At 57.1% G+C, this 12,568-nt stretch carries 10 protein-coding genes; all 10 read right to left on the bottom strand.

Annotation, left to right across the window (positions count from 1 at the left end):
* Window positions 1–43: 43 nt before the first annotated feature.
* Complete coding sequence (locus CJP46_RS21520; RefSeq protein WP_094597678.1) at window positions 44–1,018, bottom strand: aldo/keto reductase; 975 nt, start codon at window positions 1,016–1,018, stop codon at window positions 44–46.
* An 86-nt stretch (window positions 1,019–1,104) separates the two neighbouring features.
* Entirely contained in the window at window positions 1,105–1,995 is an 891-nt protein-coding gene (locus tag CJP46_RS21525; protein WP_094597679.1) for a DMT family transporter, read from the bottom strand.
* A gap of 213 nt (window positions 1,996–2,208) precedes the next feature.
* The gene (locus CJP46_RS21530) at window positions 2,209–3,615 is read right to left on the bottom strand and encodes a YfcC family protein (RefSeq protein WP_094597680.1); all 1,407 of its coding nucleotides are present in this window, start codon (window positions 3,613–3,615) and stop codon (window positions 2,209–2,211) included.
* A 4-nt stretch (window positions 3,616–3,619) separates the two neighbouring features.
* Window positions 3,620–4,816 (bottom strand): M20 family metallopeptidase, encoded by a 1,197-nt coding sequence (locus tag CJP46_RS21535; RefSeq protein WP_094597681.1) that lies wholly within the window; start codon window positions 4,814–4,816, stop codon window positions 3,620–3,622.
* A gap of 222 nt (window positions 4,817–5,038) precedes the next feature.
* Window positions 5,039–5,929 (bottom strand): LysR family transcriptional regulator, encoded by an 891-nt coding sequence (locus tag CJP46_RS21540; protein ID WP_094597682.1) that lies wholly within the window; start codon window positions 5,927–5,929, stop codon window positions 5,039–5,041.
* A gap of 224 nt (window positions 5,930–6,153) precedes the next feature.
* Window positions 6,154–7,749: a PTS sugar transporter gene (locus tag CJP46_RS21545; RefSeq protein WP_094597683.1), complete on the bottom strand. Its 1,596-nt coding sequence runs from the start codon at window positions 7,747–7,749 to the stop codon at window positions 6,154–6,156.
* A 317-nt stretch (window positions 7,750–8,066) separates the two neighbouring features.
* Window positions 8,067–9,740: a class I adenylate-forming enzyme family protein gene (locus tag CJP46_RS21550; RefSeq protein ID WP_256992453.1), complete on the bottom strand. Its 1,674-nt coding sequence runs from the start codon at window positions 9,738–9,740 to the stop codon at window positions 8,067–8,069.
* Window positions 9,741–9,822: 82 nt separating this feature from the next.
* The gene (gene fabF / locus CJP46_RS21555; RefSeq protein ID WP_094597684.1) at window positions 9,823–11,061 is read right to left on the bottom strand and encodes a beta-ketoacyl-ACP synthase II; all 1,239 of its coding nucleotides are present in this window, start codon (window positions 11,059–11,061) and stop codon (window positions 9,823–9,825) included.
* Between the two features lie 57 nt (window positions 11,062–11,118).
* On the bottom strand, window positions 11,119–11,580 hold the full coding sequence (locus CJP46_RS21560; RefSeq protein ID WP_094597685.1) for an acyl-CoA thioesterase: 462 nt from the start codon (window positions 11,578–11,580) through the stop codon (window positions 11,119–11,121).
* Between the two features lie 201 nt (window positions 11,581–11,781).
* On the bottom strand, window positions 11,782–12,564 hold the full coding sequence (locus CJP46_RS21565; protein ID WP_094597686.1) for a GNAT family N-acetyltransferase: 783 nt from the start codon (window positions 12,562–12,564) through the stop codon (window positions 11,782–11,784).
* Between the last annotated feature and the right edge of the window lie 4 nt (window positions 12,565–12,568).

Genomic DNA, 12,568 nt, shown 5'->3' on the forward strand with positions numbered 1-12,568 from the left:
TATATGCTATGCGGGGGCCTGGGCATGTGTTCATGTCTATGGTTTAGGACAAACGGTAGGTGGCAAACGGCTCGCCGCTTCGGAACGGCTCGCTGATCCGATCCAGCTCCTGGACCGTTTCCGCGTTCAGCGTCATTTCTACGCTGCGCAGGTTGTCATCCAGCTGGCCCGTGCGCGTCGCCCCGACGATGACGGTCGAAACGGCCGGACGGTCCATCAACCAAGCCAGTGACAAGCTGCTTGGCGTTAATTCCAGATCGGCGGCCAGCCCTCCAACCTCTTGGCCGAGCCGGATGTTGCGGTCAATGATAAACCGGCTGAAGTTCGGATCGGTATCCGCCCGTGATTGCTGCGGCGCCCGGTTCGCAAGCGTATACTTCCCGGTGAGGATGCCCCCGGCCAGCGGAAAATAAGGGATGATGCCGACGCCCTGATCCAGGCACATCGGAACCAGCTCCCGCTCAGGCGTCCGGTCCGCAAGCGAGTAGCTGACCTGTGACGACACGAACCGGTTCAGCCCTTTGGCTTCGCTGATGCCAATCGCCTTCATCAGCTCCCACGCGGCATAATTGGACGCCCCGATATACCGGACTTTGCCGGAGCGGACCATATCGTCCAGCGTCCGGAGCGTTTCTTCCAGCGGGGTATGCGGGTCAAACGTATGGATCTGGTACAGATCGACGTAATCCGTGCGAAGCCGTCTCAGGCTGTTTTCCAGCTCCTGCATCAGATGATATCGCGATGACCCGCGGCCGTTAGGGCCATGCCCCATAACCAATCCTGCTTTGGTGGCAAGCACTGCCTCCTGGCGTCTGCCTTCCAGCGCCAGTCCGATGATACGCTCCGACTCAGTTCCGGCATAAATGTTGGCGGTATCGATAAAGTTCACCCCGCTTGCTAGCGCGTGGTGGATGATCCGGATGGAGGTATCCTGATCCGCCCGCTTCCCGAAGGCGTTTGTGCCAAGTCCCAGGACGGATACTTCCAGTCCGGTATTGCCAAGGTAACGGTATTTCATCTGTTCATTTCCCCTTTACGATAAAGTGCAAAACCAACGGGCACGCCATAAAGCGCATGTACAACCCAAGATCATTCAGCCAAGAATCACTTTTTGCTTCCCAAGTTCAGGCCGTCCGCCGATACTTCCGCCTTCGGCTTCCCTCCCCCGTTCACGAGCCAGATCCCCAGCAGCACAAGCACAATGCCGACCGCCACGACGGGGTTCAGGCTTTCTTTCAGGAAGAGGCATCCGCAGACAACACCGACGACAGGCACCAGCAGCAGCGAAATCGAGGCCTTGCTGGCCTCCACCTTGGACAAAATGTAGGACCACATCACAAACGCCAGCGCTGAGCCGACCACGCCCGAGAACACGACGTACACGGCCGGCATGACGCCCCAGTGGCTTGTCCCGTGCTCGAAGATCGCCGAGTACAGCAGCAGCCCTGCCGCGCCAGCCACCATCTGCCAGGTCGTAAACTGGAGCATGTCACATTGCGAGAGCTTGCGCTTGATAAGCAGGTTGGACAAGGCCCAGGAAAGACCTGAGGACACCGCGAGCAGCAGCGCTCCCGTGCTCCCTCCCCAGTGGGCATCCATGGCGATGAAGAGCCCGACGATCCCGATCATAATGCCGGCGACCTTGCGCAAACGCAGCTTTTCCCCGGGAAGCCAAAAGTGGGCCATCAGCGTCAGCCAGAGCGGCATGCTGTACGTGAGGACCGATGTCAGGCCGGCGCTTAAATCCTCCAGTGAAATCTGGATCGCCAGGTTAAAATACATCGTCTGCAAAATGCCGCATATGATATACCACTTCAAATCCTTCCAACGGGGCAGCGGCACCTTGCGGAAATAACAAACTGCCAGGAGCACAAGCGCCCCGAGCGCAAAGCGGTAGCCTGCAAAAAGTACCGGCGGAAACACGCCGTTAGCCAGCTTCATAAATACCCAATTGAAGCCCCATATTAAACATAGAAGACCGATCAAACCATTCATGTTCACACCCCGGATGTCTGAGATTGAAACCCCCGCCCGCAGGGTGCAATCCGGTGAACCCTGCCTGCGGCGATTACAGCTACCTTTCATGTTAGTCCAATTTCGGACCCTTGGGAAGAAAGAAAAATCGTACTGCCATGCGGTTTACACGGCGGTACGATTGGATTCTTGCCCGATTTGCCCTGTGCGATCCGGCTGCCCGCCGGTGCAAGGCTAATATTTTATCATGTTGGCGATCACGATCAGGACCGCCCCGATGGCAATCCACATGCACATCAGCGGCCAGAAAAATTTGACCCACTTCTGGTACGCGATGCCGGATACGGCCAAGCTTCCCATCAGTGCCGAGGATGTCGGCAGAATCATGTTGGTGATTCCGTCCCCAAGCTGGAAGGCGAGCACCGTCGTTTGACGGGTGACGCCCAGAATATCCGACAGCGGCACCATGATCGGCATGGTCGTTACCGCCATCCCGGTTCCGGACGTAATAAAGACGTTCATCACGTTCTGGAACACGTACATGCCAAGCACTTGGACCGATCCCGGCAGCTCGCCGACCACAACGGCCAACCCGTTCACGATCGAATCGATGACGTCGCCCTGGTCCAGCACGACCATGATGCCCCGGGCAAAACCGATGATCAGCGCGCCGTACGTAATCGACTTGGCGCCTTTGACGAATTCCGAAGCAATCCGGCTCGGACCGTACCCGGCGCAGAAGCCGGACACGATGCCCATGGTGAGAAACAGTGCGGCGAGCTCCTCCATCCACCAATCCTTTTTCGATACGCCCCAGATCAAGGAAGCGAACCCGATCACGACGGTGGCGATGGTCAAATAATGCTTGAGCTGCATCGGAGGCAGCATGGAGAAGTCGAGCTCCTGCTTGTCCGCATCCTTCTCCAGATCCTGGACAAGGCTTCGCTCCGGATTTTTTCTTACTTTACCGGCATACCGGACGATATATAGACTGGTGACCGTAATCAGGCATACGAGCAGAATGATCCGCAGCCAAGCGCCCGAAAACATCGGTACCTGGGCGATAGCCTGTGCCAGGCCCACATTGAACGGGTTCAGAATACCCGCGGTGAACCCGCACGAGGCGCCGAGGGAAATCATCGCGGTGCCCGTCAGAGCATCAAACCCGAGCGCCCGGGCGATGGCGATGCCGATCGGCACGAAGACCATGACCTCGGTCGACATTCCCATCGTGAAGCCGGCGACCGAGAAGAGCGTAATAAAAATCGGAATGACCCAGCGACCCTTGTTCGAAAACCTTTTGGCGACCCGGCCGGTAATGGCTTCGATCGTCCCGGTGGAGGATATAATTTCGAAGGTGCCGCCGATGATCAGGATAAAGAAGACGACGTCCGCCGAGTCGATCAGCCCGTGCACAATCGCCTTCGGAATGCTGACAATACTGACCGGACTGGCTTCCACCTGATGGTAGGAACCGGGAACGACCAGAGATTTGCCCGTCGCCTGGTCTTCGGCCCGGTCGAACTCGCCGGCCGGAATGACGTAAGTGAGCGCCGTGGCCACCAGCACCAGAAAAATCAAAATGACATACGTATGAGGCATTTTAAACCATTTGCGGGGTGCAGCTTTTGCGGTGTTCATCGGTCTATCCCTCGTTTCTCTGCGCTTTCCATTGTTCAAACTCGTCGCGGACCTCGCGCAGCGCTTCTCTGTCGGCACACAGGTCGTAAGCCGTCAGCGCCAGCGCTTTGGCCGCACGGTTCAGCTCGATCATGCCTTCCTCCGAACCGGCCAGCGCAGCGAATTCCGGCGTATGCGTCGTGGCGTCTCCGAGCCGGATATACGGGTGAATCGCGGCGGTCATCTGGCTGACGTTGCCGATGTCCGACGAACCGACTCCGCCTTTCTCCGGCGGGTCGTTCACTTCAATGCCGAGATCCTCCAGATTGCGGGCGATCAACCCGGCCAGCGCCTTGTTGTTGTTGCGCTCCGCATAAATCAGGCCCTCGGTGATGTCCACGGTAGCACCGACGCCTTCGGCCGCGCATCTGACGGCGCGGTATACTTTTTCTCTAACCGTCTCCAGCTCCTGAACGGTGGATGCCCTAAGGATGAACACCGCCTCGGTCAGTTCCGGCACGACGTTTGGCGCATCCCCGCCCTTTGTAATGATGCCGTGAATCCGCACGTCCTCTTTGAGAAACTGCCGCAGCGAGTTGATCGCCACATATGCGTTAACCAGCGCATCCAGCGCGCTGATGCCCTTCTCCGGCGAAGAAGAGGCATGCGCCTGCTTCCCGTGGAAGGTAAAGGTCGCATCCACGCAGGCGAGCGCTCCGCGCAGCACCATCGTTTTGTTCTGCGGGTGCACCATCATGGCCGCATCGACGTCGTCGAAGACGCCGTCTTGGCACATGATAATTTTGCCGCCGCCTTCTTCTTCGGCCGGGGTGCCCAGCACCACGATTGTACCCGACAGCTCCGGGCACGCGTCCTTGAGCGCCAAAGCCGCACCGACGGCGGCCGTCCCGATCAGATTGTGTCCGCAGGCATGACCGATGCCCGGAAGCGCGTCATATTCGGCGAGCAGGGCGATCGTCGGTCCGCCGGATGTCCCTTCCCAGGTAGCCCGGAAGGAGGTTACCAGTCCGGAGAGGCCCTTTTCCACGGTAAATCCTGCTTCGACGAGCGGCTCGGTCAACCACTGCTGTGCCTGATGCTCATGGAAGCTGAGCTCCGGATTGGCATGGATCTTCCGCGAAATCTCCCGCAGCATGGCGTCACGTGCGTCAACCGCCTGAATCAGCTGCTGCTTTGGTTCTGTTCCTTGCTGTGCACTCATTGCTATCCCACCTATCGATATGAATGATTCATGAAGCCGTCACTGAGCACGGCATAACTCCGTATATTTATGCACTAATATGTATTAAATAATAAGGGCAGGCGCAGGAAGATGTACAATTAAGATTTTTTCGCGCTGGACCTAAAGAATTTTTATGTAGGTGCTTCGTTTCATTCAGATTGGATAAAAAGAAGCCCCGCCTGATACCCAGGCAGGACTTCGTTATGACGGATGTTCCGTTTTCATAAAATCGACGAACCGGTCCACGATGGCCAGCTCGAGCGATGGCTCCCGGTACAGCATCCAGGTGTTGCGCCGGATCGGCTCACCGTTCTTTAACTTAAGCTCCAGCGTGTACAAGCCGTCCTCCGGTGAGACGAACACGCCCGGCACGATGGAATAGCCCAGCCCGTGCTTGACCATCTCCTTGCATGTCTCATACGCATCCACCTGCATGGCGATGGTGGGCGGCGTGTCATAATGCTCGTGCCACCAGGCCCGGATCGTCTGCCCAAAATGGGAGGACACCTGGCGGGCGGCCTTGGCCTTCGGCTCGCTGTAGTGGATATGCGGCAGCTCCGGCAGGATGGCCAAATCGATCGGATCCTTGGAGATCAGGCAAATCGGCTCGTCATGCAGCAGGAACCGGGATTCCACCCAGGGATAATCGCCGCGAACGATACCGACATGGATCTCCTGCTCCATCAGCGAGTCGAGAATTTCCGGGCTGAGCGCACAGGTGACGCTGAACTGCACCTCGGGGTAAAGGTCCTTGAATTTCTTGAGCAGCGGCGGGAGCTTGTAGAGGCCATAATAACTGGCGACCCCGAGCCGGAGCGTCCCCTTCACCCGGCTCCGCATGTTCAGGAGATAATCCTTCATATGGTTCAGCTCGTCCTGCGTCTTCTTCGCATAGGCGGCCAGCGCCTCACCCTCCGGCGTCAAGTACGTGCCCTTGGCGTGTTTGACGATCAGAGGCACGCCGAATTCCCGCTCCAGCAGCTGAATCCGGTACGTCAGCGCCGGCTGCGTCATGTACAGGCGTTCTGCGGCCTTGGTCAAGCTCTGCTCTTCGACGAGGTGCTGGAGGATGGCCGCGTCCTTTTCGTTCATGTGAGTGGCCTCCTTTCCACGGGTCCGTTGTTATTTTGTTTATCATACCACACCGCATTGCGGCGGACCGTCCCCATGTCACCTTGGAATAAATGGATGCGGTTGTCCGATGTGGCCGAAAAGGGCCCCGGAAGCTTTGCTTCCCGGGCCCTTCTATGCTCAAACCTCATATTTCTTCGCTTTATCTAAATTGCATCGCATGTACTGCGCAAGGATGGTGAATTTTAGGCTGACGCCTCTATTTCCGCCTTTTGTTCAGACTTTCGGCCCGCTCTCCACGCCTTGTTCGCCACGAGCGTCACCAGCATCGCCAAAATCAGCGCCACCAGCATGGCCGCGGCAAAGCCGATTACGTTGTTCGACAGAAACGGTCCCATAAAGGACGGAACGTATGCCGTTCCGCGGACGTTAAACAATCCTACCAGTCCCCCGCCAACACCTGCCGCCCCAATAGCGCCCGCGAAGACGACCTTGTTCGAGAACATAAACGGGTATGCCGCTTCGACAAAGGTGCCGAAGCCCATGTTGATCAGAAAGCCCGGCGCGGCCACCGCCGCTTCTCCCCGGTCCCGCGGAGCGATGATGTTGGCCAGGGTGATTCCCGCGGATACCATCACGAGGCCGACCATGTCGATCGCCCCCAGGAAGCTGTTGCCGGTCTTCTCCATTTCGAGCAGGACAATCGGCAGAATCGCCGCATGATACACGCCGCCGATAATCGCCGGCCAGATCAGAAGGCCAGCGACCACACCCGCGATGATCGGATTAAACGAAATCGCCTGATTGATGATGTATTTAATGAACTCGCCGAGCTGCAGGGCAAACGGAGCAACCAAATAATACATGATCAATCCGGATATGAGGCCCGCCAATCCTCCGGCCACGATGTTGACGGTCGTCATCGGAAACTTCCACTGCACGCATTTGACAAATAAATACTGCACCAGCAGGCCGGCACCGATGCCCCCGATAATGCCCCCGATAATGCCGCCGTTCACCGACAGCACCCCGGCGATGACGCCTGCGACGATGGACACCTCGTCCATGTCGGATATCTGCTTGGCCGCCACAACCGCCAGTACGACCGGCAGCGCCTTGAGCATCAGATCGAACACCTCGCTGAGACCTTTCAGCGCCGGGATCTGGCTGATCGCCAGTACGATCGCCATGGCGATAAAACCCGGCAGCGAGGACTGCATGATGCCCTTCAAATTGATCCGCCGCAGCGGGTTGCCCGCGGATACGGCGGACTTAGCCCCGGCGCTTCCGAGCACCGGGATGTATTTGATCCCCCAGTATTTGCACAGGGACGTCATAAACGAAACGGCTCTCGTCCGGTTCGTCGTCCCCGTCGTTCCGGACGTGGCGATGACGTTCGCCCCCTTGGAGCTGATCATCGCCATCGATGTTCCGCCGGTTCCCACGACGGGAATGCCCGCCTCGGCCGCGGCTTGTACCGCCTGCCGGTTGGATCCTTGCGGATCGGCGCTCATCACGATCAGCCCGTCGATGCCGCCGGACCGGATCCGTTCCGCCAGCTCCGCATCTGCTTCCGCGGACGCTTCATTCGTATCCTTCAGCGTCCCTTCGAACCGCTTCGCCAGACGCTGCTCACCCTCATCCCATCCGTACAGCACGGCGGCAGTGTGGTCCTTGGCGATATCCATCGATTCGGACGCGGCGATGAACTGCACGAGGCCGATGTCCACGCCCGCGCTCTGACACTGCGCCTTGATCTCCCCGATCAGTTTTTCGGGATCCTTGCCGCCGAGGTTAAACAGGTTGCCTCCGCTGCTGCCTGCAATCGCTATTCGCTTCATCTCGTTCTCCTTGTTGTATGGCTTTCGTTCTTTATCTGATTACCGTATTACCATATTATAAGAGTAAAAGGATGGGCCGACAACCGTTTTACCTATAGAAAATAGGCTTCTTTTCTGCGGTACCGCCAACGTCCAGGGCGAAGCCATCTCCGACGGTTCCTCATTCCGGTTCCCACCTTCGGCGGTATCTCTAACTGTCCCTGCACCTTCTCCTTCGCCAGGCCGGCGGCGGCATCAAAAAAGGGCACCCCTCAGGGTGCCCTTTCGTCGAATCTTTTCTGTTTTTTCAACCCATAAACAGCGGTTTTCGCCAGTTTTTATTGTCTTTCAAACAATCCCTTCTGCTGATCCTCCACTGCCATTTGCTTCACGACAAAATGCTTCTTCTTGCCGGTCGCTGTGTACGGCAGCTCGTCAATAAACCGGTAGAAGCGCGGTTTCTTGTAATTGGCCAGCATCGGGTGATCCCTGCAGTATTTGTTCAGTTCCTTGGCCGTCAGCTCCGGATCCTCCTTGATCACGTAAGCCACGATCGATTCGCCGCGGAGCTCGTCCGGCGCACCGACGACGACCGACTCCTTCACTTTCGGGTGCTGGTTCAAAATCTCCTCGATTTGCACCGGGTGGATATTTTCACCCGAGGAGACGATCATATCATTTTTGCGGCCGACCACGGTCACGAACTCGTTTTCGTCCCAGGTTCCCATATCCCCGATATACACCCAGCCTTTATAAAAGACCCGCTCGCTCTCATTCGGGTTGTTCACATAGGCATACGTGGATTTGCCCGGCGACTTGACGATGATTTCGCCCACCTCGCTGCCGTCGTGCGCCACAACATCATTCGGTTCCGCCCGTCTGTCCGGGTAAACCTTGACCACCGCGACATCGTCGTCGGTGCAGGAACGTCCGGCCGACCCCGCCATTTCCGGCAGATCATAAGGGCGAAGGAACGTGTTCCAGAACGCTTCCGAAGTGCCGTAGCCGTTGAAAATATTCGGGGTCAGCGTCTCCTGGAATTTAATGCAATCCTCCCGCTCCAGCGGCGCACCCATGGTCACGATACCTTTTAATGTGGACAGGTCCACAGGGTTTTTCTTTTGGGCGTCATAGAGCATTTTGAGCATAGGCGGAGCGCCGATCAGGAAGGTCAAATTGTATTTCTCGGCTAGTTCCAGGCATGTTTTCGGATGGAAGTATCGAAGAATGACGATTTCGGCCCCCACATACAGGGATGGCGTCGGTCCTCCGGAATGAATGCCTCCGCGATGGAACCAAGGGCTCATATTCATCGTTTTGTCGGTAGGGTTGAGAGGAAAGTGCATTGCCACGTCGTGGGCGGAAAGGATGTCGTTGATGTTGTTGATCGGAACCCCTTTCGGCTGGCCGGTGGTTCCCGAGGTATACAGGCGCGTAATTTCATCGTAGATGTGGGATGGCCGCTCGATGTCCGGGTTGTGCTCCGGCTTATCCTGCACATAATCGCTGTAGCTAATGTGGTCCGCAGGTGCTTCTTGATTGCCGTTCATATCGACCATCACGATCCGGCGGGGGCGGTGTTTGGCCATGGCCAGCGCCTGCTCGGCTGTTTCCTTGATTTCCGCATCGTAGATGTAGACGGCTGGCTTGCTGTCATCGAGGATGAACGCGGTTTCTCCGGGGGAGAGCTTGAAGTTGATCGGGCAGTTGATCGCGCCGATTTTCTGCGGAGCCAGGTAGCTGAACACAAATTCGGCGGAGTTGAGCAGCTGATACACGATGACTTCATTTTTGCCGACCCCGTCTCCGAGCAGGGCATGCGAGAGGCGGTTTACTTCCCCGTTCAGCTCAGCGTAAGTCCAGGTGCGCTCCCGCACCGGATCGGTCAAGGCCGGACGCCCGGCAAACCGGTGCACGTTCCGCATAAATCCGTTAATATACGTAAAATCATTTTCAAATGTATCTTTAAACATCCGAACATCATAGGTAAATTGTTGTTCCATGGTACCCATCTAACTTCCTTCCTTCATATTTAAAATCGATTATTTACAAGACTTCGAAAAGCGGAACCAGGTCTCTCGCCCGTCCGCTTCGTTAATTGGTTCCTTCGTATTTCCCTACGATCAGGGACGTATTCTGCCCGCCGAAGCCAAAAGAATTGGACATCGCGATGCGGACCTTCGCCGCTCTCGCCTCATTCGGCACATAATCCAGATCGCATTCCGGATCCGGCTGCTCGTGATTGAGCGTCGGCGGAACGATCCCTTCGCGGATCGCCTGAATGCAGGTAATCAGCTCCGTGACGCCGCCCGCACCCATCAAGTGGCCGGTCGCCCCTTTGGTGGAGCTGACTGGGATCCGGCCTACCCCTTCGCCGAATACGGCTTTCAGGGATTTGGTTTCGATCCGGTCACCCAGCGGGGTGGACGTTCCGTGCGCGTTAATGTAATCCACGTCGGACGGAGCCAGTCCGGTCTCTGCCAAGGCCTGTGCCATGCACCGCACTTCACCGGTTCCCTCCGGTTCCGGCGAAGTTACGTGATAGGCGTCCGAGCAATTGGCGTAGCCGAGCAGCTCGGCCTTAATATCGGCACCCCGGCTCTCGGCCGATTCGAGCCTCTCCAGAATGACCGCCCCGGCTCCTTCGCCCATCACAAATCCGTCGCGGCCGCGGTCAAACGGCCGGCTCGCTTTGGCCGGATCGTCATTCCGGGTCGACAGTGCCCGGGCTGAAGCCAGACCGGCGTCCATCAGGCCGCACAGGATGGACTCCGCGCCGATGGCAACGACCGCATCGGCTTGTCCGGATTGCAGGAGCATCGATGCCATGCCGACGGCATCCGCTCCGGAAGAGCAGGCCGTATTAACCGTATAGCTCGGGCCTTTGAAGCCATGTGCGATCGAAATTTGGGCGGCCGCAATGTTGCCGAGGATTTTGGGAACCAAATACGGGCTCACGCGGGTGCTTCCCGTTCCGGTCATCTGCTCCTGCGCCGCTGCTGCCGTCGTGATGCCTCCCAGCGCCGTTCCCAGTACGATGGCCACCCGCTCGGGCTTGACGTCCAGCTTGCTGTCCGCCAGCGCTTCTTGGGCCGCAACCAAGGCAAACTGCATGAAAATATCGGTCTGTCCGGCTAACTTTTTCGGTATGTAGTCCGTAGGGTTAAACGCTTTGACTTCCGCCGCGATCTTGACCGGCAGCTCCGAGGCATCAAACCGCGTAATGCTTCCGATCCCGCTTTGTCCCTGCAAGAGATTGTCCCAGTAGGCCGGCACGCCGATGCCGATCGGGGTTACGGCCCCCATACCTGTGATCACTACGCGCTCCTTCACTCAGAAAGCACCTCCTCTCTATTTTTTGCCGCAAAATATATCGTCCTTGCTTGTAGATTATGCTTGGGCCGATGGCTTGCTTGCCAACGCGCCGCTCCATGTACTGCTGATCTGCTTCCATAGCTCCGGGTAACGCTTCTCCACATTAAACGGAAGACCTTGGTCATCCACATACGTGTGGGACGTCGTCCCCTCGCACGCCAGCTTTCCGTCCTGCTTCAGCACCTGATAGGTGAACGTCATCCGGCTCCTCGACAGGGCTGTCAGCGACGTGCGGACCGTGACGGGCTCCTCCGGGCGGAGCATTTTCTTATAATCGCAATCCGCTTTCAAGCAAACCAGCGAAATGCCTTTACCATGAAAGGTTTCCATGTAAGGAAATCCGTATACGTGCATGAATCTCATGCGCCCGTTCGTGAACCAGTCAAAAGCTTTGGCGTAATAGGAGATTCCCGCCGCGTCGCAGTCCCCCCAGGTCACAATCATGTCCATGTCATTGCTGGGAAAAGAATCTGCCAAGTTCGCTCCCTCCTTTCGCTCGTGCTATTTTTCACACTGAACATTATACTCCGATTATCAAAAATAAAAAGTAATTTGCTAACTTTTATAAGGTGGCCCACTCTTTCCCTGCGATTCCAGTCCACCCTGAATCCGTTGTTCATTCAAGGATTGCCCTGCCGGGATGTTTTCAAACGGCCAACATCTTGGCCCTTTCTCTTCTTATCCCTCCTGCCCCGCCACTTCCATCCTCAGCAGCCGGGTCCGGGTCACCATCCCTGCGCTTTCCAGCGTCCTCTTGGACGCCTCGTTGTAATACCAGCAGCCGCTGATCGGCCGGATCCCCTGGGCATAGCACCATGCTTTCAGCCCCAAAATAATCCTTCGCCCTACTCCCTGGTGCCGATACGATTCGTTCGTAAACATGCCGATACTGGCGGTGCCGTCGATCAAGGCCGAGCGTTCCACAATGCCGATCCCGAGCAGCTCACTGTCCCGATAACAGGTAAAGAGCTCCCCTTTTTGTATTCGCAATGCGCAAGAACCCAGAAAGTCTCCGCTTACCCGCTGGATATCCTCCAGATCGGCAGGCACTGCGGGACGTAACACGTTCGGGTCGGAACCTGGACCACTCGTCAGGCCCATCTCGCTGTCCTGGAAGAAATAGGCCTGTTTGGCGATAGCCATGTCCCGATCCAGTGCCAAGCTGAGCAGCAGCTCGTCTCCCGTCGACACGAACACCTCACTCACATGATGCTCTTCCACCACCCGGTGCAGCAGGACCTGCGCATGCCTCTGGTGAGGCCGGCGAAGGTAAAACTGCGTCAGCAGCCGGTGATCATAAACGGCGTAATATCCTATCAGAGCGTCTTCAGACAGAATGATGTAAAATTGTGACGCCAGGATATACTGTTCCAGAAAGGTATCAAACGGCGAAGACAGCCCTTCTATGTATTCCTGCAGCAGCTCTCGTACTTCTTCGATCCCACACACTCTGGTGATCATGCTA

The organism is Paenibacillus sp. XY044 (assembly GCF_002257645.1).
Lineage (GTDB): Bacteria > Bacillota > Bacilli > Paenibacillales > Paenibacillaceae > Paenibacillus_AQ.

What these genes read in the sequence shown, in the direction of transcription:
- CJP46_RS21520 (WP_094597678.1), bottom strand. Translation starts at nt 1,018, where the DNA reads ATGAAATACCGTTACCTTGGCAATACCGGACTGGAAGTATCCGTCCTG.
- CJP46_RS21525 (WP_094597679.1), bottom strand. Translation starts at nt 1,995, where the DNA reads ATGAATGGTTTGATCGGTCTTCTATGTTTAATATGGGGCTTCAATTGG.
- CJP46_RS21530 (WP_094597680.1), bottom strand. Translation starts at nt 3,615, where the DNA reads ATGAACACCGCAAAAGCTGCACCCCGCAAATGGTTTAAAATGCCTCAT.
- CJP46_RS21535 (WP_094597681.1), bottom strand. Translation starts at nt 4,816, where the DNA reads ATGAGTGCACAGCAAGGAACAGAACCAAAGCAGCAGCTGATTCAGGCG.
- CJP46_RS21540 (WP_094597682.1), bottom strand. Translation starts at nt 5,929, where the DNA reads ATGAACGAAAAGGACGCGGCCATCCTCCAGCACCTCGTCGAAGAGCAG.
- CJP46_RS21545 (WP_094597683.1), bottom strand. Translation starts at nt 7,749, where the DNA reads ATGAAGCGAATAGCGATTGCAGGCAGCAGCGGAGGCAACCTGTTTAAC.
- CJP46_RS21550 (WP_256992453.1), bottom strand. Translation starts at nt 9,740, where the DNA reads ATGGGTACCATGGAACAACAATTTACCTATGATGTTCGGATGTTTAAA.
- CJP46_RS21565 (WP_094597686.1), bottom strand. Translation starts at nt 12,564, where the DNA reads ATGATCACCAGAGTGTGTGGGATCGAAGAAGTACGAGAGCTGCTGCAG.